28 protein-coding genes are annotated in these 24,191 nt (G+C 60.2%); 16 read left to right on the top strand and 12 right to left on the bottom strand.

Annotated features, from left to right (window positions below):
- Positions 1–8 precede the first annotated feature (8 nt).
- From RGV33_RS09655 to RGV33_RS09665, 3 genes are all read left to right on the top strand, one after another.
- The gene (locus RGV33_RS09655) at positions 9–614 is read left to right on the top strand and encodes an arylesterase (RefSeq protein ID WP_322144074.1); all 606 of its coding nucleotides are present in this window, start codon (positions 9–11) and stop codon (positions 612–614) included.
- 58 nt (positions 615–672) lie between these two features.
- Positions 673–966 carry a hypothetical protein gene (locus RGV33_RS09660; protein ID WP_322144075.1) on the top strand — a complete coding sequence of 98 codons (294 nt, stop codon included), beginning with the start codon at positions 673–675 and terminating at the stop codon, positions 964–966.
- Positions 967–1,038: 72 nt separating this feature from the next.
- Positions 1,039–2,001: a L,D-transpeptidase family protein gene (locus RGV33_RS09665; protein ID WP_322144076.1), complete on the top strand. Its 963-nt coding sequence runs from the start codon at positions 1,039–1,041 to the stop codon at positions 1,999–2,001.
- Between the two features lie 159 nt (positions 2,002–2,160).
- On the opposite strand, the gene oprI is transcribed toward RGV33_RS09665, so the two are convergent.
- Positions 2,161–2,412, bottom strand: coding sequence for an outer membrane lipoprotei OprI (gene oprI / locus RGV33_RS09670; RefSeq protein ID WP_003172710.1), 252 nt, complete (start codon positions 2,410–2,412; stop codon positions 2,161–2,163).
- A 615-nt stretch (positions 2,413–3,027) separates the two neighbouring features.
- Between oprI and RGV33_RS09675 the strand changes: the two genes are divergently transcribed.
- Positions 3,028–3,309 carry a GNAT family N-acetyltransferase gene (locus tag RGV33_RS09675; protein ID WP_003189869.1) on the top strand — a complete coding sequence of 94 codons (282 nt, stop codon included), beginning with the start codon at positions 3,028–3,030 and terminating at the stop codon, positions 3,307–3,309.
- A gap of 66 nt (positions 3,310–3,375) precedes the next feature.
- Here RGV33_RS09675 and RGV33_RS09680 read toward each other — a convergent pair whose 3' ends face one another.
- Both RGV33_RS09680 and RGV33_RS09685 read right to left on the bottom strand, forming a co-directional pair.
- Positions 3,376–4,452 (bottom strand): 3-deoxy-7-phosphoheptulonate synthase, encoded by a 1,077-nt coding sequence (locus RGV33_RS09680; protein WP_003218719.1) that lies wholly within the window; start codon positions 4,450–4,452, stop codon positions 3,376–3,378.
- A 133-nt stretch (positions 4,453–4,585) separates the two neighbouring features.
- Positions 4,586–5,020, bottom strand: a complete 435-nt coding sequence (locus RGV33_RS09685; protein ID WP_322144077.1) for a PilZ domain-containing protein — start codon at positions 5,018–5,020, stop codon at positions 4,586–4,588.
- On the opposite strand from RGV33_RS09685, the gene RGV33_RS09690 reads away from it, so the two are divergent.
- The 5 genes from RGV33_RS09690 (at position 5,019) to cysB (ending at position 8,948) form a co-directional block, all read left to right on the top strand.
- Positions 5,019–5,411: a thioredoxin gene (locus tag RGV33_RS09690; RefSeq protein ID WP_322144078.1), complete on the top strand. Its 393-nt coding sequence runs from the start codon at positions 5,019–5,021 to the stop codon at positions 5,409–5,411. The genes RGV33_RS09685 and RGV33_RS09690 overlap by 2 nt on opposite strands.
- The gene (locus RGV33_RS09695) at positions 5,408–6,373 is read left to right on the top strand and encodes a putative 2-dehydropantoate 2-reductase (protein WP_322144079.1); all 966 of its coding nucleotides are present in this window, start codon (positions 5,408–5,410) and stop codon (positions 6,371–6,373) included. Before RGV33_RS09690 ends, RGV33_RS09695 begins: the two co-directional genes overlap by 4 nt.
- A gap of 15 nt (positions 6,374–6,388) precedes the next feature.
- Positions 6,389–7,306 (top strand): 5'-nucleotidase, encoded by a 918-nt coding sequence (locus RGV33_RS09700; protein WP_322144080.1) that lies wholly within the window; start codon positions 6,389–6,391, stop codon positions 7,304–7,306.
- Positions 7,307–7,369: 63 nt separating this feature from the next.
- Entirely contained in the window at positions 7,370–7,870 is a 501-nt protein-coding gene (locus RGV33_RS09705) for a universal stress protein (RefSeq protein ID WP_322144081.1), read from the top strand.
- A 103-nt stretch (positions 7,871–7,973) separates the two neighbouring features.
- Positions 7,974–8,948, top strand: coding sequence for an HTH-type transcriptional regulator CysB (cysB, locus tag RGV33_RS09710; protein ID WP_218263418.1), 975 nt, complete (start codon positions 7,974–7,976; stop codon positions 8,946–8,948).
- A gap of 5 nt (positions 8,949–8,953) precedes the next feature.
- Here cysB and RGV33_RS09715 read toward each other — a convergent pair whose 3' ends face one another.
- Together RGV33_RS09715 and RGV33_RS09720 are read right to left on the bottom strand one after the other, a co-directional pair.
- Positions 8,954–9,436: a GreA/GreB family elongation factor gene (locus tag RGV33_RS09715; protein ID WP_322144082.1), complete on the bottom strand. Its 483-nt coding sequence runs from the start codon at positions 9,434–9,436 to the stop codon at positions 8,954–8,956.
- Positions 9,437–9,452: 16 nt separating this feature from the next.
- A complete protein-coding gene (locus RGV33_RS09720; protein ID WP_322144083.1) occupies positions 9,453–9,824 on the bottom strand; it encodes a hypothetical protein in 372 nt (123 codons plus the stop codon).
- Between the two features lie 269 nt (positions 9,825–10,093).
- Here RGV33_RS09720 and earP point away from each other — a divergent pair, with 269 nt between their 5' ends.
- On the top strand, positions 10,094–11,227 hold the full coding sequence (earP, locus tag RGV33_RS09725) for an elongation factor P maturation arginine rhamnosyltransferase EarP (RefSeq protein ID WP_322144084.1): 1,134 nt from the start codon (positions 10,094–10,096) through the stop codon (positions 11,225–11,227).
- 49 nt (positions 11,228–11,276) lie between these two features.
- Positions 11,277–11,849, top strand: coding sequence for an elongation factor P (locus tag RGV33_RS09730; protein ID WP_065876590.1), 573 nt, complete (start codon positions 11,277–11,279; stop codon positions 11,847–11,849).
- Positions 11,850–11,913: 64 nt separating this feature from the next.
- Here the strand turns inward: RGV33_RS09730 and RGV33_RS09735 are convergent, their stop codons facing one another.
- From RGV33_RS09735 to RGV33_RS09750, 4 genes are all read right to left on the bottom strand, one after another.
- Positions 11,914–12,930, bottom strand: a complete 1,017-nt coding sequence (locus tag RGV33_RS09735; protein ID WP_322144085.1) for an alpha/beta hydrolase fold domain-containing protein — start codon at positions 12,928–12,930, stop codon at positions 11,914–11,916.
- Positions 12,931–12,956: 26 nt separating this feature from the next.
- Entirely contained in the window at positions 12,957–13,376 is a 420-nt protein-coding gene (locus RGV33_RS09740; RefSeq protein WP_034126737.1) for an organic hydroperoxide resistance protein, read from the bottom strand.
- 146 nt (positions 13,377–13,522) lie between these two features.
- Positions 13,523–13,975 carry a MarR family transcriptional regulator gene (locus RGV33_RS09745; protein WP_322144086.1) on the bottom strand — a complete coding sequence of 151 codons (453 nt, stop codon included), beginning with the start codon at positions 13,973–13,975 and terminating at the stop codon, positions 13,523–13,525.
- Between the two features lie 77 nt (positions 13,976–14,052).
- Positions 14,053–15,003, bottom strand: a complete 951-nt coding sequence (locus RGV33_RS09750) for a LysR family transcriptional regulator (protein ID WP_322144087.1) — start codon at positions 15,001–15,003, stop codon at positions 14,053–14,055.
- 108 nt (positions 15,004–15,111) lie between these two features.
- On the opposite strand from RGV33_RS09750, the gene RGV33_RS09755 reads away from it, so the two are divergent.
- Entirely contained in the window at positions 15,112–15,861 is a 750-nt protein-coding gene (locus RGV33_RS09755; protein ID WP_322144088.1) for a sulfite exporter TauE/SafE family protein, read from the top strand.
- Here RGV33_RS09755 and RGV33_RS09760 read toward each other — a convergent pair.
- Positions 15,851–16,732, bottom strand: coding sequence for a LysR family transcriptional regulator (locus RGV33_RS09760; protein ID WP_322144089.1), 882 nt, complete (start codon positions 16,730–16,732; stop codon positions 15,851–15,853). The two genes, RGV33_RS09755 and RGV33_RS09760, sit on opposite strands and share 11 nt — an antisense overlap.
- Positions 16,733–16,802: 70 nt before the next feature.
- Between RGV33_RS09760 and RGV33_RS09765 the strand changes: the two genes are divergently transcribed.
- Entirely contained in the window at positions 16,803–17,009 is a 207-nt protein-coding gene (locus tag RGV33_RS09765; protein ID WP_322144090.1) for a DUF1127 domain-containing protein, read from the top strand.
- Positions 17,010–17,054: 45 nt separating this feature from the next.
- Complete coding sequence (locus RGV33_RS09770) at positions 17,055–18,284, top strand: winged helix-turn-helix domain-containing protein (RefSeq protein WP_322144091.1); 1,230 nt, start codon at positions 17,055–17,057, stop codon at positions 18,282–18,284.
- On the opposite strand, the gene RGV33_RS09775 is transcribed toward RGV33_RS09770, so the two are convergent.
- Entirely contained in the window at positions 18,264–19,610 is a 1,347-nt protein-coding gene (locus RGV33_RS09775; protein ID WP_003218681.1) for a class II 3-deoxy-7-phosphoheptulonate synthase, read from the bottom strand. The genes RGV33_RS09770 and RGV33_RS09775 overlap by 21 nt on opposite strands.
- 118 nt (positions 19,611–19,728) lie before the next feature.
- Here RGV33_RS09775 and RGV33_RS09780 point away from each other — a divergent pair, with 118 nt between their 5' ends.
- Positions 19,729–20,484 (top strand): spermidine synthase, encoded by a 756-nt coding sequence (locus RGV33_RS09780; protein WP_322144092.1) that lies wholly within the window; start codon positions 19,729–19,731, stop codon positions 20,482–20,484.
- A gap of 808 nt (positions 20,485–21,292) precedes the next feature.
- On the opposite strand, the gene RGV33_RS09785 is transcribed toward RGV33_RS09780, so the two are convergent.
- Positions 21,293–22,084 (bottom strand): crotonase/enoyl-CoA hydratase family protein, encoded by a 792-nt coding sequence (locus tag RGV33_RS09785; RefSeq protein ID WP_322144093.1) that lies wholly within the window; start codon positions 22,082–22,084, stop codon positions 21,293–21,295.
- A 423-nt stretch (positions 22,085–22,507) separates the two neighbouring features.
- Here RGV33_RS09785 and RGV33_RS09790 point away from each other — a divergent pair, with 423 nt between their 5' ends.
- Positions 22,508–24,181 carry a DEAD/DEAH box helicase gene (locus tag RGV33_RS09790; protein WP_003209050.1) on the top strand — a complete coding sequence of 558 codons (1,674 nt, stop codon included), beginning with the start codon at positions 22,508–22,510 and terminating at the stop codon, positions 24,179–24,181.
- Positions 24,182–24,191 lie beyond the last annotated feature (10 nt).

Raw genomic sequence — 24,191 nt, forward strand, 5'->3', positions numbered from 1 at the left:
AGAATCCAATGCGAATGTGGTTTTTGAGTGCTGGCCTGGCCTTGATGTGCATGGCCCAGAACGCAGCGGCGGGTACAGTCCTGATCGTTGGCGATAGTATCAGTGCCGGTTTCGGACTGGATACCAGCAAAGGGTGGGTAGCGTTGTTGGGACAACGGCTCAAGAGTGAAGGTTTCGACGATAAAGTGGTCAACGCCTCCATCAGCGGCGACACCAGTGCCGGAGGCCTTGCGCGCCTGCCGGCGGCGCTTGCAGAGCATAAGCCGGACGTGGTGATCATTGAGCTGGGTGGCAATGATGGGTTGCGTGGGCAGCCACCTGCGCAATTGAAACAAAATCTTGCATCGATGATTGACCAGTCCAAGGCCAGTGGTGCCAGGGTGCTGCTGTTGGGTATGCAGTTGCCGCCTAATTACGGTCCGAAATACACCACCGCGTTTGCCGAGGTATACGGAGCCCTGGCCAAGGAAAAAAGCGTCCCGCTGGTAGCGTTTTTCCTTGAAGGCATCGGCGGCCATCCCGAGCTGATGCAGGCGGACCAATTGCACCCGGCGGTTGGCGCACAGGGCAAGTTGCTGGAAAATGTCTGGCCAACGCTAAAACCACTGCTGTGACGCTTTTCTAGCAGCGGTCTTTCGGCTAAGGTGGCGCCCCCCCGATCTGGAGCCCCCGATGTCGCGTCTTGCCTGGTCCCTGTTTGCCTACCAACTGATCGAGCCTGACGAACAGCTGGATCTGTTCGCCTGCCAGGAAGTCCGGGTGCATCTGGTGACGCGTCAATTGGAGTTGGGCGGGTCTATCGACCGTACCCTCTGCGGTACGTTATTGCCTGCCCAGCCGCGCTGGTCTTCGGTGGATCGCTCGATCTTCCAGGACCAGCGCTTGTGCCCCCTTTGCCGGGCGATCCTTGAGTCGCAAAAACGCGGCACACCGCCGATCTGGCCAGAGCTGCGCTTCGAACTTTGAATAGCGGTGCCCGCCGGGCAGCCGTGTACAATCGATTTTTTACTACCCGTCGATCTGCGAAGGAATTCCCGGATGTTGTCGCGCCTCTCCGCCGTCACCTGCTGCCTGTCTCTCGCTGCTCTGTGCGCAGCCGGTTCCGCTGCAGCCTTGCAGTTGCCTTTGCCGCCACCGGGTGAAGATATCGTTGGCCAGGTCCAGGTGATCAAGGCCAAGTACGAAGATACCTTCGCAGACCTTGGCACCACCTACGACCTGGGTTATTCGGAAATGGTCGCGGCCAACCCGGGCGTCGATGCCTGGTTGCCGGGCGCGGGTACCGAGATCGTGCTGCCGACGCGCTTCATCCTGCCGCCCGGCCCGCGTGAAGGCATCGTGATCAACCTGGCGGAATATCGGCTCTATTACTACCCCAAGGGCCAGAACGTGGTGTACACGTTCCCGTTGGGGATTGGCCGTGAGGGCTGGGGGTCGCCAGTGGCCCACACCACCATCACCGGCAAGATCCCGAATCCGACCTGGACCCCGCCAGCCTCGATCAAGGCCGAACACGCCGCCAACGGCGACCCGTTGCCTAACGTGGTGCCCGCCGGCCCGGATAACCCTCTGGGCCCGTTCAAGTTCACCTTGGGCACGCCCGGCTACCTGATCCACGGTTCCAACATGAAGTTCGGCATCGGCACCCGCACCAGCCACGGTTGCTTCCGCATGTTTAACAATAACGTGCTGGAAATGGCCGACATGGTGCCGGTTGGCACGTCGGTGCGGATCATCAGCGACGCCTACAAGTTCGGCGCAGCCGGTGGCAAGGTGTACCTGGAAGCCCACACGCCGTTGAACGACGATGGCACCCCGTCGGTAGTCGACAAGCACACCGCGGTGATCAACGCCTTGCTCAAGCGTGAAGACCTGTCGAGCAACCTGCGCGTCAATTGGGACCAGGTGCGTGACGTCGTGGCGGCTGAAGACGGTATACCAACGGAAATCGGTGTGCCGGGCGTGGCGCCGATGGTGTCGAGTACGCCGATCGATCAGTAGGAGCAAGCTTGCTCGCGAAAAACTCGCGAGCGTCGCGTTCCTTCAGGCTGCGCGCGTCATCGTTAACGATCTTCGCGAGCAAGCCCGTTCTTACAAAATCACAGGCAAAAAAAAGCCGATCCAAGAATGGATCGGCTTGATAACAACCCCGAAGGATTATTACTTGCGGCTTGCTTTTTCAAGCATGCGCAGAGCGCGCTCGTTAGCTTCGTCAGCAGTCTGTTGTGCTTTTTGAGCAGCAGCCAGAGCTTCATCAGCTTTACGATAGGCTTCGTCTGCACGAGCCTGGGAGCGAGCTGCTGCGTCTTCAGTTGCAGTCAGACGAGCTTCAGTTTCTTTGGAGACGCTGCTGCAACCGGTAGCCAGAACTGCGGCCAGAGCCAGAGCAGAGAATTTCAGAACGTTGTTCATCGTGTTCCCCTTCAAGGACTTTCTATTAAATGGCTACTTTCTCAGAGTGAGCTAATAGCCGGCGTACATACTACCCATTACTTGTAGTAAGTAAACTGACGTAGCGCAAGAAGCAAAAAAAATTCTCGCGGCCAATCTATTTTGGCTAATCTTTTGAGAGTCTGTATAAAAATTATCCAGATTTCTGCACTCTGCCGCGGATTGGATCCAGCCTGAAAGGGCCGGCTGGCAAGTGTTAAGCCATGTAAACATAAGCCAATTTATATATCGTACGTGACACTATTGTTCAGATTGTCTTTTCTTCATTCGGTATCTTTTGTGCATGTTGAGGTGACTTTAAGAGCGCGTGTTCGTCTCAAGCTTCAACTGCCGGCAATGTTCAGGCCATCCACCTAATGGCCCTTTCTATGTCCGCCAGCGCAACGGAAGACGAGCGTGTCTTGAGCAATTGTGCGATTGGCGCCTACTATTTCCCTGTGCTGGTTGTGAGCGCGAGTGCGAGGCACTGGCGGCTTTTCTCGTTGTCGAAACCGGCACCGGGTGGCGTAGATGTTCCTTCGCCGGAAAAACATCGGTAAGGTAGGGGTCAGAAACCAAGACCCGCGAGGAGTAGTGATGAGCGAGGCGTTGTCCATCCACCATGACCAGGCTGGTCATCAGTTCGAGACCAATGTGGACGGTCATCGTGCCTATCTGACCTATATGGACCTTGGGAAGCAAACCCTGGATATCTATCGCACCTTCGTGCCCAACGCGTTGCGGGGCCGTGGCATTGCTGCCGCGCTCACCGAGGAAGCGTTGAAGTTCGCTGAGGAGGCAGGGTATACGGTGATTCCGTCCTGCTCCTACGTGGAGCGTTATATGGAGCGCCACCAGCGCCACGCGGCGAAGCTCTGAGCACCGAACAGCAGGCATAAAAAAACGCCGGGTTTAGCCCGGCGTTTTTGTGTCCGCAGTCTTTGTTCAGCCGCGTTGGCGCTTGGGCAAGACGTCCTTGAGCTTGGCATGCATGCTGCGCAAGGTGGTCTCGGTAGCAGACCAGTCGATGCAGGCATCGGTGATCGACACACCGTATTGCAGGTCGGCCAAGTCTTTTGGAATCGCCTGGCAACCCCAGTTCAAGTGGCTTTCGACCATCAGGCCGATGATCGACTGGTTGCCTTCCAGAATCTGGTTGGCCACGTTCTCCATCACCAGCGGTTGCAGGGCCGGGTCCTTGTTGGAGTTGGCGTGGCTGCAATCGACCATGATGTTCGGCTTGATCTTCGCCTTGTTCAGCGCCTGTTCGCACAGGGCCACGCTGACCGAGTCATAGTTGGGCTTGCCGTTGCCGCCACGCAGCACCACGTGGCCGTAGGCGTTGCCCTTGGTGGTGACGATGGACACGCCACCTTCCTGGTTGATGCCCAGGAAACGGTGCGGGCTGGAGACCGACTGCAGGGCGTTGATCGCCACAGTCAGGCCGCCATCGGTACCGTTCTTGAAGCCCACGGCCGAGGACAGGCCGGAAGCCATTTCCCGGTGGGTCTGGGACTCGGTGGTACGCGCACCAATCGCCGACCAGCTGATCAGGTCTTGCAGGTACTGCGGGGAAATCGGGTCCAGGGCTTCGGTTGCCGTTGGCAGGCCCATTTCCGCGAGGTCCAGCAGCAACTGCCGACCGATGTGCAGGCCATCCTGGATCTTGAAGGAGTCGTCCAGGTACGGGTCGTTGATCAAGCCTTTCCAGCCGACGGTAGTACGCGGCTTCTCGAAATAGACGCGCATCACCAGGTACAAGGTGTCGGACACTTCCGCCGCCAGCACCTTCAGGCGCTCGGCGTATTCGTGGGCAGCCTTGAGGTCGTGGATCGAGCATGGCCCGATGACCACGAACAGGCGGTGGTCGGTGCCGTCGAGAATCTCACGGATGACTTCGCGGCCCTTGGTGACGGTCTGCAGGGCAGCGTCGCTCAGGGGGATTTCGCGCTTGAGCTGATCGGGCGTGATCAGGGTCTCGTTGGATTCGACGTTAAGGTCGTTGATCGGTAAATCAGCCATCGTGTTACTCGTCAGGGTCACGGGTGCCGGCCGCCAGCGATCCCCGTGCGGCGGAGCACAGCATGATTTAAGTGCAGCGGGGAGCCGAACCTTAGCGCGTTACAAGGTTGGGAGACAATGGGCAAAGGCCGCTTTAATCCAGCGCTGGCTGCACAAAAGCCTCATGGGAGAACTCGCCGGCGTGGTGCGTGACCCATTCGCGGGCCAGGGCTTCGCTCTGCCTGGGTGTCGGCTGGGTGCCTTCGTGCAGGCGGCAGTAGCGTTCGATCTGGCACACTTGCTCGCCCATCCGCGCACCGAACAAGGCCTGCTCATCGGTAAAGGCAATGCCGATGCGGTAGGCGTTTCCAGCCTTGCGGCACCATGCCACATAGCCCGGATAGCGGGCGGTCAGGCCCAGTGAAGGGATGTGCAGCTCGATGGCCGAGCCCTGGCGCCAGGCGCGAGGGTAATTGCATGCGACGCCGCCCAGGCCGATAGTGTGCAGCCGTTGGCGGGAAATGCCGGAAATGGGACGTTGGGTTAATTCGACAGCGACATCATCAGGGTGAGGAAAAAAACGACCCATGCACACGGACTCCGAGCACCGTCCAATTGACGGCGGTGGCAGCAGTATAGTGAAAGAATTGCACCTTACCGACCTGGATATCGACCAGCAATTATTGGGGCTTCCCGGCACCTCGTTGGTGGTGTTTACAGGTGACGGATGCTCGCGCTGCCGCTTCCTGCACCAGCAACTGCCGGGCTGGGACTTGCCGGTGGACCGGGTCTGCTGGGTGAATGCGGGCCACAATGGCGGGGCGGTGGAACGCTACGAGATCTTTCATCTGCCGGCGTTGTTTGTGGTGTGCGACGGGAAATTCCATGGAATATTAGCGTCACTGACGCGTCTGACCGCCAGCGACCTGACTCAGGGTGTGCAGCAGGCGCTCAAACGAACACCAGAGGAATTGCCATGACCGAAGTTGCAAAAAAGCCGTCGACCCGAATCGGGATCATCGGCACCGGGGCCATTGGTGGTTACTACGGCCTGATGCTCGCGCGGGCCGGCTTCGATGTGCATTTTCTGCTGCGCAGCGAGTACGCGGCGGTCAGCAAGCGCGGCCTGCAACTCAACAGCACCCTCCACGGGACCTTGCACCTGCACCCGGTGCAGGCTTATGCCAGCGCCGCTGATATGCCGCCGTGCGACTGGCTGCTGGTGGGCACCAAGTCGACGGGGAATGTCGAGTTGGCGCCCACCATCGCTCAGATAGCGGCCCCGGGCGCCAGGGTGGTGCTGCTGCAAAACGGCCTCGACGTCGAAGACAGCCTGCGCGAACACCTGCCGCCGTCGCTGCACCTGCTCGGTGGCCTGTGCTATATCGGCGTGCACCGTTCCGGCCCCGGGGTTATCGAGCATCAGGCGCTGGGCCGGGTCAACCTGGGTTACCACAGTGGCCCTGCGGCCAGCGATGACGCCAGTCGCCAGGTGATTGTCGAGGAAGGCGCCGCGCTGTTTCACCAGGCCGGTATCGATTCCCAGGCCATGGCCAATGTGCATCAGGCCCGCTGGCATAAACTGGTGTGGAATGTGCCATACAACGGTCTCTCGGTAGTGTTCGGCACCGGCACCACGGCGATGATGGCGGATGAATCCAGCCGCGAACTGATCCAGGCGCTGATGGCTGAAGTGGTGCAGGGCGCCCACGCCTGCGGGCATGAAATTCCCGCCAGCTACGCCGGGCAAATGTTCACCATGACCGAAAGCATGGATGACTACCTGCCCAGCATGTATCACGATTACACCCACAAGCGCCCGCTGGAGCTGGCGGCGATTTATGCGCGCCCCTTGGCGGCGGCGAAGGCGGCCGGTTGCGAATTGCCACGAATGCAGGCGCTCTACCAGGCCTTGAGTTTTATGGACCGGCATAACCGCTGATTGGAGGGGGACACCATGGCAAAGGGATTGGGCGACAAACTGGTGCTGGCGATTTCCTCGCGAGCGCTGTTCGACCTGAGCGAAAGCCACAAGGTCTACCTGGCCCAAGGCGTCGAGGCGTACCGCAAGTACCAGATCGACCACGAGGAGGAAATCCTCGAGCCCGGTGACGCCTTCCCGCTGGTCAAGAAACTCCTGAGCCTCAACGCCAGCCTCGGGCGTGCCCGGGTCGAGGTGGTGCTGGTGTCGCGTAACAGTGCCGACACGGGCTTGCGCGTATTCAATTCGATCCAGCATTACGGCTTGGATATTTCCCGCGCCGCGTTCGTCGGTGGGCGTAGTCCTTATCCTTATCTGGCAGCGTTTGGCTGCCATCTGTTCCTGTCCACCCATGCCGAGGACGTGCGCAGCGCCCTGGATGCCGGGTTTGCCGCGGCCACCATTTTGTCGGGCGGGGCACGTCGGGCGTCCAGCGCCGAATTGCGCATCGCCTTTGACGGCGATGCGGTGCTGTTTTCCGACGAGTCCGAGCGTATCTACCAGTCGGGAGGGCTTGAGGCCTTCCAGGCCAGTGAGCGGGAGTCGGCACGCGAGCCGTTGCGCGGTGGCCCGTTCAAGGGCTTCCTCGCGGCGCTCAACCTGTTGCAGCGTGAGTTCCCCGACGAGTCCTGCCCGATCCGCACCGCGCTGGTGACCGCGCGTTCGGCGCCGTCCCACGAGCGGGTGATTCGCACGCTGCGTGAATGGGATATCCGCCTCGACGAGTCGTTGTTTCTCGGTGGCCTGGAAAAGTCGGCATTCCTTGAAGCCTTCGCCGCCGATGTGTTTTTCGATGATCAGGAAGGGCATTGCGAGAAGGCGCGGGAGTTCGTGGCCACCGGGCACGTCCCCCATGGCATCAGTAACGAGTTGAAAATTCAGACCGAGGGCTGAGCAGTGCCAAAGGCGCTGCTAAGCTGAATCAATCTCCGCCATCCTGGCTGTCCAGGAGGTTCTATGATTCGTTCGATGCTGTACGCCACTGACTTGGGCCTGTATGCACCGTATGTGATGCAACATGCCCTGGCGCTGGCGCGGACGTTCAAGGCTGATCTGTATGTGATTCACGTGGTCGAGCCCATCGGGCTGTTCGCCGAATCGGTGTTGCAGAGCTACCTTGATGAGAAGGCCTTGAGCGAATGGCAGAGCCAGGGCCTGACGACGGTGATGGCAACCATCGAGCAACGGGTGCTCGACAGTTTTCGCGAGGAGCTGGGGGACGGGGAGCAGGATCTCAAGTTGATCCGTTCGGTGCGGGTGATCCAGGGCGACCCCTGTGAAGTGATTCTCGACCAGTCGCAGAAACTCTCTGTGGATTTGTTGATCGTAGGTAGTCACAGTCAGGCGGTCGGGGTGGCGACGCCCCTGGGGAGAACCGCTGCACGGGTGTTGCAACTGTCTCAGGTGCCGGTTTACCTGGTGCCGCTGTTGCAGCGTCGTCGCAGTGATGACCTGTGATGGGTAAAAACGATAAAAAGTTCTAGATTTCTATGTCTAACCTTTAATATAGTTATATACCGTCGCTGATACCCGTGGCGTCTATCCGCTTTGAGGGACACATATGAAGCTTCAACAACTGCGCTACATCTGGGAAGTGGCGCACCACGACCTCAACGTTTCCGCTACCGCTCAAAGCCTTTACACCTCGCAACCCGGTATCAGCAAGCAGATCCGCCTGCTCGAAGACGAGCTGGGCGTTGAAGTGTTCGCGCGCAGCGGTAAACACCTGACCCGTGTCACCCCGGCCGGTGAGCGCATCATCACCACCGCCGGCGAGATCCTGCGCAAGGTCGAAAGCATCAAGCAGATCGCCCAGGAATTCTCCAACGAGAAAAAGGGCACCCTGTCGATCGCCACCACCCACACCCAGGCACGTTATGCGTTGCCGCCGGTGATCAGCAGTTTCATCAAGCAATACCCGGACGTAGCGTTGCACATGCACCAGGGTTCACCAATGCAGATCGCCGAGATGGCCGCCGACGGCACCGTCGATTTCGCGATTGCCACCGAAGCCCTGGAATTGTTCGGCGACCTGGTGATGATGCCCTGCTACCGCTGGAACCGCTGCGTCGTGGTCCCGCAGGGTCACCCATTGGCCAAGCTGTCGAAGCTGACACTGGAAGCCCTGGCTGAATACCCGATTGTGACTTACGTATTTGGTTTCACCGGCCGTTCGAAGTTGGACGAAGCCTTCAGTCATCGCGGCCTGACGCCAAAAGTGGTGTTCACCGCCGCCGACGCCGACGTGATCAAAACCTACGTACGCCTGGGCCTGGGCGTCGGCATCGTCGCCAAGATGGCGGTCGACACCAAGCTCGACAGCGACCTGGTGGTGCTTGATGCCAGCGAGCTGTTTGAGTCCAGCGTGACCAAGATCGGTTTCCGGCGTGGCACCTTCCTGCGCGGCTTCATGTGCGACTTCATCGAGAAGTTCGCCCCGCACCTGACGCGTGAAGTGATGGCCAAAGCCATCCAGTGCCACAACAAGCAGGAACTGGAAGAACTGTTCGACGGCGTTGAACTACCGGTTCACTGATTGGTTTACTTTACCTCGGTAACAGCAAACTGTTGCCGAGCGCCTCCCACCAGAATCTCTACCTCATCCCCTTCGAACTTGCCCAGCAGGCTTTTGCCCAGGGGCGAGCGCGGAGTGATGACGGTCACCGGTTGCCCCACCACATCGACCTTCAAACCTGCACCGTCCGGCGCCAGGAATAGCCACTGCTGGCGATCGTTTTCATCCACCAGTCCCAGCAATGCGCCCACCTCGATACCGCGCTGCTCGTCGTAGGCGCGCAGCTGCATGTTCTGGCAGAGCGCCAGCGCCTGCTTGATTTCCTCGACGCGCCGGGCCTGGCCGGCAGCCAGGTAGGACGCCTCCAGGCCCAGGGTGTCGTACTTGTTTTCGGCGATGTTTTCTTCGTGGGTTGCGGTTTCGTAAGCGGTTTGCGCGGCGCGCTGGGCGATATCGAGGTCGACCGCAAGCTTATCCAGGACCAATTGGTGAACGGCGTGCTTATTCATGGGCGGCTTTTTGTGATCAATCGCAAAATTGCAGGACATTCGCCCGGCTCTTGTCGTTGGGGGCGTTCTGGTCCTGTTGCAGCCAGAACTGGCATTTGGGGTTGGACAGGTTGCGCGGGTTATTGCGGGCCTGGTCCAGGGTCTGCTGTTGCTCCTGCTTGCGCAGGTTCTCTTGATACTGCTCAAACATGCGGTTCGGCGGTTCCGGTGCAACCGCCGCCGGTGTGCCCAACTGCTGCACCACCCGGGCCACGGGCGCCACGGTTTGTTCGGGCAAATAGCGGGAGGCCAGCCACACGCTCAACACAATGGCGATAAACCCCAGCCACAGGCCAAAAGCCACGGCGATACTGAGTTTGAACAGCGAGAACGGTGCGCTGGTGGCCATTATGAACATCCCCTTAAATGAACAACGTAGCGACGTAGCGACGTAGCGACGTAGCAGCTGTCGAGCCCTGGCGAGGCTGCGTAGCGGTGTTCCAGCCAAAGTAAATCGTCAGATTCACCACCGTCACGCAGCCTCGCCGAGGCTCGACAGCTGCTACGGGGCAGGATGGCGCCGATTGTCCCACAGCCGCGTGCAGAATAATCGCGATCAAGCCTTCGCAATCGAGGCATTTATACGGACAATCGAGCCTTTGAGCGTAGGAGCCCGGAATGAAAGCCCGCTGGGATATTTTTTGCAGCGTCGTCGATAACTACGGCGACATCGGCGTGACCTGGCGCCTGGCCCGGCAATTGGTGGCCGAACAAGGTTGCGCGGTGCGCCTGTGGGTCGATGACCTGCGGGCGTTCGAACGCATGTGCCCCGAGATCGATGTGCAGCTGCCCCAGCAGTGGCAAGAGGGCGTTGACGTGCGCCACTGGCCTCGCGATTGGCCGGCGACCGACGCGGCAGACGTGGTGATTGCTGCGTTCGCCTGCCAACTGCCGCCGGACTATATGGAAGCGATGGCCGCGCGCGAACGCACGCCGCTGTGGATGAACCTGGATTACCTGAGCGCCGAGGACTGGGTGGTCGGGTGCCACGGCCTGCCATCGGTGAAATTCAAGGGCGTGCAAAAGTACTTCTTCTTTCCTGGATTCCGTCCCGGTACCGGCGGCTTGCTGCGCGAGGACGGGCTGTTGGAACAGCGCGATGCCTTCCAGCAAGACGCCAGCGCCCGGCAACACTTTTTGCAGGCGCTTGGGGTTTTACCTGCCTCCGGCGCGCGGATGATGTCGTTGTTTGCCTATGAAAACACCGGTTTGGCCAGTTGGCTCGACGTGCTGGCGGCCGATGGGCGCGCCACTCACCTGCTGGTGCCGGAAGGGCGAATCCTCGGTGACGTGCAGCGTTGGCTGGGTGTCGAGTCGTTAAGTGTGGGCGATGTGCACCGGCGCGATGTCTTGACCGTACAAGTGCTGCCGTTCGTGCGCCAGGAGCAATACGACCGCCTGTTGTGGTGCTGCGACTTCAACGCGGTGCGCGGCGAAGACTCGTTTGTGCGGGCGCAATGGGCAGGGCGGCCGCTGTTGTGGCACATCTATCGCCAGGACGAAGACATTCACCTGGACAAGCTGGACGCCTTCCTCGAGCTGTACACCGAAGGCTTGTCGCCGGCCGCGAAAGCCGCGTTGGTCACCCTTTGGCAAGCCTGGAATGCTGATGGCGATATGGCACAAAGTTGGAAAATGCTGCTTGAACACTGGCCGGAAGTGACCGCGAACGCCGAAAAATGGGCTCTGGAACAAGGCTCGCGGCCCGATCTTGCGACGGCGCTGGTACAGTTTTATGTAAATTGGATATGATACGCGACCTTGATTTTTGTAAATCCCATCCAAATTTCGGATATTCGCAATGAAAACTGGTAAAGAACTGAAACCCGGTACAGTGATCCGTCTCGAAAACGACCCTTGGCTGGTTCAGAAAGCTGAGTTCACCAAGTCTGGTCGTAACAGCGCAATCATGAAGACCAAGCTGAAGAACCTGCTGACCGGTTACAAGACCGAGATCGTCTACAGCGCCGACGACAAACTGGACGACGTGATCCTCGACCGCAAAGAAGCGACCCTGTCCTTCATCAGCGGCGACACTTACACGTTCATGGACACCACCGACTACACCATGTACGAGCTGAACGCCGAAGACATCGAAGCTGTTCTGCCGTTCGTGGAAGAAGGCATGACCGACGTTTGCGAAGCTATCTTCTTCGAAGAGCGTCTGGTATCCGTAGAGCTGCCGACCACCATCGTGCGTACGGTTGACTACACCGAAGGCTCCGCTCGCGGTGACACTTCGGGCAAGGTGATGAAGCCTGCCAAACTGAAGAACGGTACCGAACTGCAAGTTGCAGATTTCATCGAAATCGGTGACGACATCGAGATCGACACCCGTGAAGGTGGTTCGTACAAAGGTCGCGCCAAGAAGTAATTCTTGCCTTCCGGTACGACAAGAAAAAGCCCGACCATGAGTCGGGCTTTTTTGTGGGCGCTTTTTACTTCAAGTGTTGCTTCAGTTCTTCGGATGCCTGCAGCAGTGCCGAGCGTACTTCCGGTACCTGGCTGACCACGTTGAGCAGGCCGTAGTCGTGGATCATGCCGTTGTAGCGCACGGTGGTCACCGGCACGCTGGCTTCATCCAGTTTGCGGGCATACGCCTCGCCTTCGTCACGCAACACATCGGAGCCTGCGGTCTGGATCAGCGCAGGTGGCAAACCCTTCAGTTGGGCGGTGGTAGCTCGTAGCGGCGAGGCGTAGATCTCGGCACGCTGGCTGGCATCGGGGGCGTATTCGTCCCAGAACCACTTCATCATGTTCCGGGTGAGGAAGTGCCCTTCGGCAAACTGGTTGTAGGAACCCGTGTCGAAGTTGGCGTCAGTCACCGGCCACAGCAGCAGTTGGAACTTGATCGCCGGGGTGCCCTTGTCCTTGGCCATCAAGCTGACCACGGCCGCCATGTTGCCGCCGACACTGCTGCCGGCAACGGCCAGGCGCTTGCTATCAACGTTGATCTCTTTGCCGTGTTCGGCCACCCATTTGGTCGCGCCGTAGGCTTGGTTGATCGCCACCGGATAGTGCGCTTCAGGGGAAGGCGTGTAGTTGACGAACACCGCTACGGCCCCCGAGCCAACCACCAGGTCTCGCACCAGGCGTTCATGGGTCGGGTAATCCCCCAGCACCCAACCACCACCGTGGAAGAACATGAACACAGGCAAGGTGCCCTTGACCCCGGCCGGGCGAACAATCGTCAAGTCCAGTGGCTTGCCGTCGACCTGAATGGTTTTCTGGCTGACGTCGGCCTTGGGCAGGGTCAACTTGACGCCGGCCTGGGCGCCGGTCAACACCGCACGGGCTTCCTTCGGTGTCAGTTGTTCAATCGGCTTGCCGGTACCGGCGTTCAGCACATCCAGAAAAGCCTGGGTGGTGTGCTCGACATCGCCGGAGGCGGCGAAGGCATTGGTGATGGACAGGGCGAGCAGGGTGCCGGTGAGTACTTTGCCAAATGTGTTCATGTTCTTCTCCAAAAAAAACGAGTGGGTTAGACGGTTACGTGCAGACGCACATCGACGTTGCCACGGGTGGCGTTGGAGTACGGGCAGACCTGGTGGGCCGCGTCGACCAGGCTTTGGGCATCGTCCTGGGCCAGGCCGGGCAGGCTGACGTGCAGGTCGATATCCAGGCCGAAACCGCCGGGGATTTGACCGATGCCGACGTGGGCAGTGATCGAAGCGTCATCCGGGATTTTGCGTTTGGTCTGGCTGGCAACGAATTTCAGGGCGCCGATGAAGCAGGCCGAATAACCGGCAGCGAACAGTTGCTCAGGATTGGTGGCCTGGCCGCCCGCGCCGCCCAGCTCTTTGGGCGTAGAGAGTTTTACATCGAGGATGTTATCGCTCGAAACAGCGCGACCATCACGGCCGCCGGTGGCGGTAGCTACTGCGGTGTAGAGAGTTTGCATGGTGATTTCCTCGTCAATTTCGCGCTAATTATTTGCGCGCTAAGTAAGTGGCGAGATGAGTGTATCGCGCTAATAGTTAGTGCGCAAGATAAATTTACAAAAAAATCCGCGTGTGAGGGTTGGGCCCTCTGGCACGCGGATCTTGGTTACACGCTACGCTGCAAATTCCCTCGCAGCGCCAGTAACTCCCCCTGCAGCTTGCGCAGTTGTTCGATGTCCAGCCCGCTGGCGCCCAGGATGCACTGCGGAATGTCCATCGCCTTGTCCCGCAGCGCGCGGCCGGCATTGGTCAACTCAACTACTACCACGCGCTCGTCTTCTCGGCTGCGGGTGCGACTGAGCATGCCTTCGGCCTCCAGGCGCTTGAGCAGCGGCGTCAGGGAGCCGGGGTCCGTCAGCAGGCGGTTGCTGATTTCACCTACGGTCAAGCCGTCTTCTTCCCACAGCACCATCATGGCCAGGTACTGCGGGTAGGTCAGGCCGAGCGTTTGCAGCAGGGGTTTGTAGACTTTGGTCATCAACAACGAGGTGGAATGCAGGGCAAAGCACAGCTGGTTGTCGAGCAACAGGGATTCGCAGGGTTCGAGGGGCTTGGTCATGGCAGTGCCTTAAAACGTGTCTGGTTTTGAATCTAGCGGGCAAATCTTTAACGCGCCAGATAATTTTGTCTGTGTGGTCAGCCAAAGGAGCTTTGCAGCGCCAGATCCCAAGGCGCTGCCGGGCTGAAGCGGGCCTTGAGGTATTCCAGCAATAAGCGGCTGCGGGCGTTGGCATGCTGTTCCAGGCGCAGGGCATAGATGCCGGCGGTTTCCGGGTTGGGCAGGCCGTTCTCGCAGAACAGTGGCACCAATTCGCCGCGTACCAGGTACTCGCTGGCGAGCCAAGTGGGCAGGTGTGCGATGCCCAGCCCGGCCAGGGCGCCTGATAGCAGGGCTTCGGCATTGTTGGCGCTCATGCGAATGCGCTGTGGGCGGTAGGTGGCTTTGCGCCCGTCTAGTTCAAAACGCCAGGCGAACATCGGCGCCAAGCCTTCCCAGTCCAGGCCATCGTGTTCGTTCAACTGGCTGGGATGGGTGGGGGTGCCGCGACTTTTCAGGTAGGCCGGGCTGGCGCAGGCGATGCGCACGATACTGGCCAGGGGCGTGGCAATCAGCCGGGTGTCGACGATATGCCCGGCGCGCAGCACCAGGTCGACTTTGCCCAAATGCTCGCCCTGCATGTCGACGAAGCTGTCGATCAGGTGCAGGTGCACGTCAAGACCCGGGTAAACGTTAAGAAAGTCGGCAATGGCAGGCGCCAAATGCCGTCGACCAAAGGCCGCCGGCGCGTCCACCCGGATCAACCCTTCAGGTGCGTGGCTCAACGACACCGCTTCGGCGCGTGCCAGTTGCAGCTCGCTGACAATTCGGCGGGCGCGCTCGGCAAACGCCAGGCCGGCCGGGGTTGGCACCACCGCATGGGTGCTGCGTTGAAATAGCCGGCTGCCTACCGAGCTTTCCAGGCTGTCGATGCGCCGCGCCACAGCCGAGGGCGTGAGCGGATGGCGGCGTGCGGCGGCGGAAAAGCTGCCGGCCTGCAGCACATCCAGAAACAGGCTCAGTTGATCGGTCAGGGTGTTGGGGTTCATAGGCGGCTGCTTATGCGAGATTGGCACAGCCATTGTGCGTTGCTGTGCGTTTCCGCGCTACACCGGACTGCGTAGCATGCAAGGCCTGGGATTGGCGGGAGAGCAGTGGTGGCAGATTTAGCGTTGTATTTGGTGATGGGCGTGGCGTTGGGCACCGTCGGCGGCTTGTTCGGCATTGGCGGTGGGCTTATCGCGATTCCGGTATTGGGCGTGTTTTTCGGCCTGGACCAGCAGATCGCCCAGGGCACGGCCCTGGTAATGGTGGTGCCCAATGTGATGCTCGCGTTGTGGCGTTATCACCAGCGCAACCGGATTGAACTGCGTCATGCATTGCCGCTGGGCGTGATGGGCTTTTCCTTCGCCTGGCTGGGCTCGATCTGGGCGGTGGGGATTGATGCAGATGTGATGCGCGTGGGTTTTATCGCGTTTCTGCTGGTGCTGGCGTCCTACAACCTTTTGCGAATGTTTACCCATAACGCGCCGCCTTCGGCGCAGATGCGTTATTCCTGGCCGTGGCTGGGGGTGTTGGGCGCGGCTTCCGGGTCGATGGGCGGCTTATTCGGGGTAGGCGGTGCGGTAGTGGCCACCCCGGTGCTGACCAGCATCTTTGGCACCAGCCAGGTGGTTGCCCAAGGGCTGTCGCTGGCCCTGGCGCTGCCGAGCACCAGCGTGACCCTGGTGACTTACGCCTGGCACCATGAAGTGGACTGGATGATCGGCATGCCCTTGGCCGTTGGTGGCCTGCTCAGTATCAGTTGGGGCGTAAAAGTCGCCCATGCCATGCCGGAGCGTATGTTGCGCGGGCTGTTCTGCGGGTTCCTGGCGATTTGCGCGGTGATGCTGACCTTTAAAGTTTGAAGCCTTCGAGGATGTACTCCGCCAGGCATTCGGTGATCGGTGAGGTCATTGCCGTGTTGCGCAGCAAGCGCAGGTTCATCGACGGCAGCGGCGGGAGCCCTTCTGCCGAGCCCAGTATGCGCAGGTCTTCGGTTACCAGGCTTTCCATGCTGGCCATCACCGCCAACCCGGCACCAACCACCGCCTGAATCGCCGCGCCGTTGGAGCTGTGGTACGCCAGGCGGTAGTCAAGTCCGGCCGCATCCAGCGCACCGCGGGTCCACTGGGTGCAAAAACTGTCGACGCCGGAAATCGCCAGGGGCAGCGTCTCGTGTTCATTCACGCAAAAGCAGGGTGCCGCTGCCCACACCAAGCGTTCAGTGCGCAACAACTCGCCGATTTCGTAGCCTGGTTCGCGGCTGATTACGGTCAGGGCGAGGTCCCGGCGCTGCATCAACACCACTGACGACTCGCAGTGCATTTCAATCTGGATCAGCGGGTATGCCTTGGAAAAGCGCTTGAGGATGCCCGGCAGAAAACGCATCACGTAATCGTCTGGGGTGCCGATGCGCACCAGCCCCACCATATGCGGCTCGCGCAGGGTGTTGAACACCTCGCTGTGCAGCTTCAGGATCCTGCGGGCATAGCCCAACAGCACTTGGCCTTCGGGCGTCAACCGCACCTGGCGGCCATCGCGCTCGAACAGCTTGCGCTGCAACACGTCTTCTTCGAGGCGTTTCATTTGCATGCTCACCGCCGACTGGGTGCGGTTGACCTGCTCGCCGGCACGGGTAAAACCACCCTGGTCGGCGATGGCGACGAAGGTGCGCAGCACTTCAGTGTCGATACTCGGGTAGCTGGACAATCGATCAATCTCCGAGATGTATGGCATAAGAAACATTCGTTGGATTGATCATAGCCCCAGGTACAGACTTCAGTCATCCCCACTGGAGGGCAAGATGATGAAAGGTCAAAGAGGCTTTGTACTGATGGCGACGCGGCCGTTTTCCGGGCTGTTTCAATGGGGTTTCCGTTGGCTTGCCATGCACCGTGAACGGCAACTGTTGATGAGCATGAGCGATGAGGCGCTCAAAGACATCGGGCTCAACCGTGGCGATGTCGAGCAGGAAGCCCGCCTGCATTTTTGGGAAGACCCGCTGCGAAAATGACTCGGGATGCAGTAGGGTGGTTCGCGAGCACACAAGGAGATGCACATGCCCGCACAATTGTCCTTTTCCCTCAAGCAGGCGCGACGCCTGGCGCTGGCGGCCCAGGGTTTTTCCGGGCGCCAGCCGCCTGCGTTGATCAAGGCCGCACAGGTCAATCGCCTGGTTGAGCGTTTGGGTGTGTTGCAGATTGATTCGGTAAATGCGGTGGTGCGCTCGCACTACCTGCCGCTGTTTTCCCGCCTGGGTAATTACTCCCCGTTGATTCTTGAACAGGCTGCCTGGAGCTCGGGCCGGCGGCGGTCGCTGTTCGAGTATTGGGGGCACGAGGCTTCGTTGCTGCCGATGGCGCTGTACCCATTGATGCGCTGGCGCATGGAGCGGGCGGCTCAGGGGCAGGGCATCTATCAGCAAATGGCGCGGTTTGGTCGCGAGCAGCAGGCTACCATCGCGCGGGTGCTGGGCATCGTCGAGCAACAGGGCGCCGTGGGCGCGGGCAGTTTGTCGACCCGCGAGGAGCGCGCCGGCCCGTGGTGGGATTGGAGTGATGAAAAGCATGCGCTGGAATGGTTGTTCGCCGCAGGCTTGGTGACCGTCGCCGGGCGGCGCGGTTTTGAGCGGTTGTATGACTTGCCGGAGCGGGTGATCCCGGCTGACATTCTGCAGCAAACACCTTTGCGCGAGGCCGAGGCGCAACGCGGCTTGCTGTTGCACAGCGCCACGGCGTTGGGGGTGGGCACCGAAAAAGACCTGCGCGATTACTTTCGCCTGGACCCGGCCGACAGCCGGGCGCGCCTGGCGGAGTTGGTCGAGGACGGGCAATTGATAGCGTGCGAAGTGCAGGGCTGGAAGCAGCCGGCTTATTGCCTGCCCGAGCCGAAAATCCCGCGCAAGGTGCCGGCCAGTGCGTTGTTATCGCCTTTTGATTCACTGATCTGGGAGCGCAGCCGTACCGAGCGGTTGTTCGATTTCCGCTACCGTCTGGAGATCTACACGCCCCAGCACAAGCGGGTGTACGGCTATTACGTACTGCCGTTCCTGCACAATGAGCGGATCGCGGCGCGGGTGGATTTACGCGCGGAGCGGGCGGCAGGGCGGCTGGCGGTGCATGCAGTTCACGAGGAAGAGCCGGGGCTGGACGAGGAGGGTATGCGGGCGCTGGCCCTGAATCTGCGGCAGATGGCCGACTGGCTCGGGCTTGAGCAGATACAGCTCAATTGCCAGCGGGCCAGTGCGGCGCGGTTGCGGGTGGCGCTCTTAGCGCTTGACCTGTTTTAGCGTCTCGGCAATCAGGAACGCCAATTCCAGCGACTGATCGGCATTCATCCGTGGGTCACAGTGGGTGTGGTAGCGGTCCGACAGGCCATCCTCGGTAATCGGCCGTGCGCCGCCGATGCACTCGGTGACGTTCTGCCCGGTCATCTCGATATGAATCCCGCCGGCGTAAGTGCCTTCGGCTTCATGCACCTGGAAGAATTCCTTCACCTCGCTGAGGATCTGCGCGAAGTCCCGGGTTTTGTAGCCGCTGCTGGCCTTGATGGTGTTGCCGTGCATCGGGTCGGAACTCCACAGCACCTGCTTGCCTTCACGCTGTACCGCGCGAATCAGGTTCGGCAGATGGTCGCCAACCTTGTTCGCACCCATGCGCGCAATCAGGTTCAGGCGGCCGGGGTCGTTGTCCGGGTTGAGGATATCGATCAGGCGGATCAGGTCGTCGGGGTTCATGCTTGGGCCAACCTTGACCCCGATCGGGTTGTTGACCCCGCGCAGGAATTCGACGTGGGCACCGTCCAGCTGGCGGGTGCGATCACCGATCCACAGCATGTGCGCCGAGCAGTCGTAGTAGTCGTTGGTCAGGCTGTCGCGGCGTACGAACGCTTGTTCGTAGTTGAGCAGCAGCGCCTCGTGAGCGGTGAAAAAGCTGGTCTCGCGCAATTGCGGCGAGCTGTCCATGCCGCAGGCGCGCATGAAGGCCAGGGTTTCATCGATACGGTCAGCCAACTGGCTGTATTTCTCGGCCAGGGCCGAGTTGGCGATAAAGTCCAGGTTCCACTTGTGCACCTGGTGCAGGTCGGCAAAACCGCCCTGGGCAAATGCCCGCAGCAGGTTCAGTGTGGCGGTGGACTGGTGGTAGGACTGCAGCAGGCGGTCGGGGTCGGGCACGCGGCTTTTTTCATCGAAGCCAATGCCGTTGACGATATCTCCGCGGTAGGCGGGCAGGGTGATGCCGTCGATGGTTTCATCGTTGGACGAGCGCGGCTTGGCGAACTGGCCGGCCATGCGGCCGACCTTGACCACCGGGCAACCGGCGGCGAAGGTCATCACGATCGCCATCTGCAGCAGCACCTTGAAGGTGTCGCGGATTTTTGCCGCCGAAAACTCGGCAAAACTCTCGGCGCAATCACCGCCTTGCAACAGGAAGGCGCGACCCTGGGTGACCTCGGCAAACTGACGGCGCAACTCACGGGCTTCACCGGCAAACACCAGTGGCGGGTAACTCGCCAGGTTTTGCTCGACCTGTGACAAATGTGCAGCGTCGGGGTACTGGGGTTGTTGCTGGATCGGCAGGGCGCGCCAGCTGTCGGGGCTCCAGGGTTGGCTCATCATGAACTCGAGTGATTTGCGGTCGGGGCGCCATGTTATCAGCAATTAGTACGTGACCTGCTGCCGCCGGTTCGCCCACAATCTCGCTTTTCCCGTTGGCACGCCGTTAGGAGTTGCAATGTCTGAGGAGCGCGTCGAGCGCCTGCTGGCCGAGGTCCATGATGACTTCGGCATGATCCGCGTGCTGGAAGTGGCTGATTATCGCTTTCTCGAATTTGGCGATGCCATTGAGCAGAGTTGTGTGTTTACGGCTGACCCGAGTTGGCTGGAGTACGACTATACCCGGGCGATGCTGATTGGGGCGTTGTGCCATGATCAGCCGGAGAGTGCGTTGTTTCTTGGGTTGGGGGCTGGGACGTTGACCCAGGCTTGCCTGAAGTTTCTGCCTCTGGAAGACGTTGAGGCCATCGAGCTGCGGCCTGATGTGCCGCGCCTGGCTATCGAGTTTTTGGGGTTGGATGATGATCCTCGGCTGTATATCCGTGTCGGGGATGCGCTGGAGTTGCTGCCCACTGCTGAGTCGGCGGATTTGATTTTTGTTGATTTGTATACCGATGTGGGGCCGGGGGTTGGGCATTTGGCCTGGAAGTTCCTGGAGAACTGCCAGAAGAAGCTGAATCCTGGGGGGTGGCTGGTGATTAATCAGTGGGCTACGGATGATGGTAAACCGCTGGGGGCGGCGTTGTTGCGTGGGTTGTATCATCGGCACTACTGGGAGTTGCCGGTGAAGGAGGGGAATGTGATTCTTTTGGTGCCGGCGGATTTGGACCAGGCTTTGGATATGCCTGCGTTGTCTGCACGGGCTGAGGGGTTGGCGCCGCGGCTGGGGTATTCGCTGCAGGCGTTGATCAAGGCGATTCGGGCTGCTACTTAGGTTTTTGGAGGGTGTGTTTATCCGTTATTGGGGTAACGGCGGCTTATGGTTCCGCTCTTACAGCGGGTCACTTTTGAAAAGCGCAAAAGTAACCAAAACGCTCTGCCCCGCCTGTCGGCACCTCGCCTAGGCTCGGTGTGCCCTCACTCCGGAATTGCTCCGCGGGCCGCCGCGACGGCCCGTCCCTGGCCCGTCGCGGCTAAACCGGCGTCCTGCCGGTTTACCCGCTCCTCAATCCCTGCGTTCGGCCTCGGGCTGAATGGGGCAGTCAGATCAAGATCACAAGCAAGATCAAGTGCACGGCGGCCTGAAAGCCGACCTGAGTGTTAAAAGCCAGGGCAAAAGCTGTAGGAGCTGGCTTGCCGGCGATGCAGGCGACTCGGTTTTTCAGATACACCGCGGCGATGCCATCGCAGGCAAGCCAGCTCCTACATTGGAACCGTGCCCGCTTTAGCTTTTGATCTGGCTTTTAACACTCAAGCCGGCCTGTAGGCCGCTGTGTTCTTGATCTGCTTGTGATCTTGATCTTAGGCGCCCCGTCAACCACGCTGGCCGAACGCAGGTATTACGGAGCGGGTAAACCGGCAGGACGCCGGTTTAGCCGCGACGGGCCAGGGACGGGCCGTCGCGGCGGCCCGCGGAGTAATGCCGGAGTGAGGGCACACCGAGCCCAAGCGAGGTGCCGAGTGGTGGGGCAAGAGCCTTTTGGTTACTTTTGGGCTCCTTTCAAAAGTGACCCGCCGTAAGGGCGGAACCCATACAAGCCATCACCCAAATAACGGATATGTACCCGCCCTCAAGCCCCCCATCAACAGCCTTTAAACACCCCGGGCCGCTTCTCGACCATCGCCCGTACACCCTCCTTGGCATCTTCACTGTTCAGCAGTTTCTCCACCAACACAGGCAACCCGGCCGCCGCCGCTGTCTCGCCCTCCATCCGCGCCTGGCGTGCTGACATCAGCGTGGCCTGCACCCCCAACGGCGCCTGCTGCGCAATGCGGTTTGCCAAGGCCACCGCCCGAGGCAGCAAATCCTCGCTGGCCATCACCTCCTGCACCAACCCCAACCGCAGCGCCTCATGGGCATCAAACTCATCCCCAGTGAGCAACCAGCGCATGGCATTCCCCCACCCGGCAATCTGATGAAAACGCAACGTCGCGCCCCCAAAAGGAAAGATCCCACGCTGCACTTCCATCTGCGCAAAACGAGTATTACTGGCACACAGATTGATATCCGCCGCCAGCATCAGCTCGATACCAATCGTCAGGCAGTACCCCTGGGCCGCAACGATCACCGGTTTACTCACCCGGGGCCCGGCGAAAACACCCCACGGATCACAGCCACCCAACGGCGGCTGCCAGCCCTGCGCCATGGTTGGCCCCACATTGGCCAGGTCCAGCCCTGCGGTAAAATGATCGCCATGCCCGAAGACAATGGCCACCCGCGCCTCTTCATTGCGATCAAATTCGCCATACGCCAGGCTCAACTCATTGAGCAACTCGAGGTCGAACGCATTGCGCTTGGCCACGCGATCCAGGCCCAGCAACAGGATATGGCCCTGCTGTTCACGGCTGACGCGGCTGCTGGTGGCTTGGTTCATGGGGTGTGCCCTCGGGCGCAAAATGAGGTTTCGGACCGAAGGGCCCGCTGTAAAGGGTGAACCGTTTAAGCGTCATGACCAACAGGGCCGGGCCTTTGAAAAATAGACCCTGCTGCCTGGATGCGCAAAGCCTTTGACGCAGAGCAGTTCCCCTGTGGTTTTCGATAAAAAAAGCTCCCTTTTTCAGCGATTTCCGGTATAGTGCGCGCCGGCCTTTAACCGGGCCGCGTTTAGGTAGCGCAATTCCCCGAAGTCAGCTTCGGCTGCTCGTCCGCACAGCGGACTCTTCCTTGACGAATCTTTTTCATTCATTCGTTTTCGCAAATCCCCGCCGACAAAGCAGCCAGGGCGACTCTTGAGTCTCAACACGGCATGCGCAGCTTTGGAGCATGGGTCTTTGCGGATGCACTTAGAGGCAGACCCATGACCCAGGAAACCGGCGGCTTCGCCGCTTTTAATCTTAACCCGAATATTCTTGCTGCCGTCATCGCGACTGGCTACGAAGAACCTTCGGCTATTCAGCAGCAATCGATCCCGATCATCATGGCCGGCCAAGACATGATTGGCCAAGCGCAAACCGGTACCGGTAAAACCGCCGCGTTCGCCCTGCCAATCCTGCACTGTATCGATCCTGCCAAGCGCGAGCCGCAAGCCCTGATCCTGGCGCCAACCCGTGAGTTGGCGCTGCAAGTAGCAACCGCTTTCGAAACCTACGCCAAGCAAATGCCGGGCGTTACCGTTGTGGCCGTTTACGGCGGCGCGCCTATGGGCCCACAACTGAAAGCAATCCGTAACGGCGCACAGATCGTTGTCGCCACTCCGGGCCGTCTGTGCGACCACCTGCGTCGCGACGAAAAAGTGCTGTCGACCGTGAACCACCTGGTTCTGGACGAAGCTGACGAAATGCTCAAGCTGGGCTTCATGGACGACCTGGAAGTCATCTTCAAGGCGCTGCCAGCAACCCGTCAGACCGTACTGTTCTCGGCTACCCTGCCACAGTCGATCCGTGCCATTGCCGAACGCCATCTGCGCGATCCGCAACACGTGAAGATCCAGACCAAGACTCAGACCGTTACCGCGATCGAACAGGCTCACCTGTTGGTTCACGCTGACCAGAAGACCTCGGCTGTATTGAGCCTGCTGGAAGTCGAAGACTTCGACGCCCTGATCATGTTCGTGCGCACCAAGCAAGCGACCCTGGACCTGGCCAGTGCCCTGGAAGCCAAAGGCTACAAAGCCGCTGCGCTGAACGGTGACATTGCCCAGAACCAACGTGAGCGCGTGATCGACTCCCTCAAGGATGGCCGTCTGGACATCGTTGTGGCGACCGACGTTGCTGCCCGTGGCCTCGACGTTCCACGTATCACCCACGTGTTCAACGTGGACATGCCTTACGATCCAGAGTCCTACGTTCACCGTATCGGCCGTACCGGCCGTGCCGGTCGCGAAGGTCGTGCACTGCTGCTGGTGACTCCACGTGAGCGCCGCATGCTGCAAGTGATCGAGCGTGTAACCGGTCAGAAAGTTGCCGAAGTCCGCCTGCCGGATGCCCAGGCTGTTCTCGATGCCCGCATCAAGAAACTGACCAACAGCCTGTCGCCGCTGGTGGCTGACGCTGAATCGACCCACGGTGATCTGCTGGACCGCCTGACTGCCGATATCGGTTGCACCCCGCGTGCCCTGGCTGCTGCCCTGCTGCGTAAGGCTACCAATGGTCAAGCCCTGACCCTGGCGGCGATCGAGAAAGAACGTCCACTGGTGCCGAACAACGCTCCGCGCGGTGATCGTCCAGAACGTACTGGCGACCGTCCAGACCGTGGTGATCGCGAGCGTCGTGCTCCGGTTCCATTGGCTGAAGGCCGTGCTCGCTGCCGTACCGCGCTGGGCGCGCGTGATGGCATCGCCGCCAAGAACCTGCTGGGCGCTATCCTCAACGAGGGTGGCCTGGCACGTGAAGCGATCGGTCGCATCCAGGTGCGTGACAGCTTCTCCCTGGTGGAGCTGCCGGAAGATGGCCTGGAGAAACTCCTGACCAAGCTGAAGGACACTCGCGTTGCCGGTAAGCAGTTGAAGCTGCGTCGCTACCGCGAAGATTGATCCGCCTTTG

It is taken from the genome of Pseudomonas sp. Bout1 (assembly GCF_034314165.1).
In the GTDB taxonomy this organism is placed as follows: Bacteria; Pseudomonadota; Gammaproteobacteria; order Pseudomonadales; family Pseudomonadaceae; genus Aquipseudomonas.

What these genes read in the sequence shown, in the direction of transcription:
- RGV33_RS09655 (WP_322144074.1), top strand. Translation starts at nt 9, where the DNA reads ATGCGAATGTGGTTTTTGAGTGCTGGCCTGGCCTTGATGTGCATGGCC.
- RGV33_RS09660 (WP_322144075.1), top strand. Translation starts at nt 673, where the DNA reads ATGTCGCGTCTTGCCTGGTCCCTGTTTGCCTACCAACTGATCGAGCCT.
- RGV33_RS09665 (WP_322144076.1), top strand. Translation starts at nt 1,039, where the DNA reads ATGTTGTCGCGCCTCTCCGCCGTCACCTGCTGCCTGTCTCTCGCTGCT.
- oprI (WP_003172710.1), bottom strand. Translation starts at nt 2,412, where the DNA reads ATGAACAACGTTCTGAAATTCTCTGCTCTGGCTCTGGCCGCAGTTCTG.
- RGV33_RS09675 (WP_003189869.1), top strand. Translation starts at nt 3,028, where the DNA reads ATGAGCGAGGCGTTGTCCATCCACCATGACCAGGCTGGTCATCAGTTC.
- RGV33_RS09680 (WP_003218719.1), bottom strand. Translation starts at nt 4,452, where the DNA reads ATGGCTGATTTACCGATCAACGACCTTAACGTCGAATCCAACGAGACC.
- RGV33_RS09690 (WP_322144078.1), top strand. Translation starts at nt 5,019, where the DNA reads ATGCACACGGACTCCGAGCACCGTCCAATTGACGGCGGTGGCAGCAGT.
- RGV33_RS09685 (WP_322144077.1), bottom strand. Translation starts at nt 5,020, where the DNA reads ATGGGTCGTTTTTTTCCTCACCCTGATGATGTCGCTGTCGAATTAACC.
- RGV33_RS09695 (WP_322144079.1), top strand. Translation starts at nt 5,408, where the DNA reads ATGACCGAAGTTGCAAAAAAGCCGTCGACCCGAATCGGGATCATCGGC.
- RGV33_RS09700 (WP_322144080.1), top strand. Translation starts at nt 6,389, where the DNA reads ATGGCAAAGGGATTGGGCGACAAACTGGTGCTGGCGATTTCCTCGCGA.
- RGV33_RS09705 (WP_322144081.1), top strand. Translation starts at nt 7,370, where the DNA reads ATGATTCGTTCGATGCTGTACGCCACTGACTTGGGCCTGTATGCACCG.
- cysB (WP_218263418.1), top strand. Translation starts at nt 7,974, where the DNA reads ATGAAGCTTCAACAACTGCGCTACATCTGGGAAGTGGCGCACCACGAC.
- RGV33_RS09715 (WP_322144082.1), bottom strand. Translation starts at nt 9,436, where the DNA reads ATGAATAAGCACGCCGTTCACCAATTGGTCCTGGATAAGCTTGCGGTC.
- RGV33_RS09720 (WP_322144083.1), bottom strand. Translation starts at nt 9,824, where the DNA reads ATGGCCACCAGCGCACCGTTCTCGCTGTTCAAACTCAGTATCGCCGTG.
- earP (WP_322144084.1), top strand. Translation starts at nt 10,094, where the DNA reads ATGAAAGCCCGCTGGGATATTTTTTGCAGCGTCGTCGATAACTACGGC.
- RGV33_RS09730 (WP_065876590.1), top strand. Translation starts at nt 11,277, where the DNA reads ATGAAAACTGGTAAAGAACTGAAACCCGGTACAGTGATCCGTCTCGAA.
- RGV33_RS09735 (WP_322144085.1), bottom strand. Translation starts at nt 12,930, where the DNA reads ATGAACACATTTGGCAAAGTACTCACCGGCACCCTGCTCGCCCTGTCC.
- RGV33_RS09740 (WP_034126737.1), bottom strand. Translation starts at nt 13,376, where the DNA reads ATGCAAACTCTCTACACCGCAGTAGCTACCGCCACCGGCGGCCGTGAT.
- RGV33_RS09745 (WP_322144086.1), bottom strand. Translation starts at nt 13,975, where the DNA reads ATGACCAAGCCCCTCGAACCCTGCGAATCCCTGTTGCTCGACAACCAG.
- RGV33_RS09750 (WP_322144087.1), bottom strand. Translation starts at nt 15,003, where the DNA reads ATGAACCCCAACACCCTGACCGATCAACTGAGCCTGTTTCTGGATGTG.
- RGV33_RS09760 (WP_322144089.1), bottom strand. Translation starts at nt 16,732, where the DNA reads ATGCCATACATCTCGGAGATTGATCGATTGTCCAGCTACCCGAGTATC.
- RGV33_RS09765 (WP_322144090.1), top strand. Translation starts at nt 16,803, where the DNA reads ATGAAAGGTCAAAGAGGCTTTGTACTGATGGCGACGCGGCCGTTTTCC.
- RGV33_RS09770 (WP_322144091.1), top strand. Translation starts at nt 17,055, where the DNA reads ATGCCCGCACAATTGTCCTTTTCCCTCAAGCAGGCGCGACGCCTGGCG.
- RGV33_RS09775 (WP_003218681.1), bottom strand. Translation starts at nt 19,610, where the DNA reads ATGAGCCAACCCTGGAGCCCCGACAGCTGGCGCGCCCTGCCGATCCAG.
- RGV33_RS09780 (WP_322144092.1), top strand. Translation starts at nt 19,729, where the DNA reads ATGTCTGAGGAGCGCGTCGAGCGCCTGCTGGCCGAGGTCCATGATGAC.
- RGV33_RS09785 (WP_322144093.1), bottom strand. Translation starts at nt 22,084, where the DNA reads ATGAACCAAGCCACCAGCAGCCGCGTCAGCCGTGAACAGCAGGGCCAT.
- RGV33_RS09790 (WP_003209050.1), top strand. Translation starts at nt 22,508, where the DNA reads ATGACCCAGGAAACCGGCGGCTTCGCCGCTTTTAATCTTAACCCGAAT.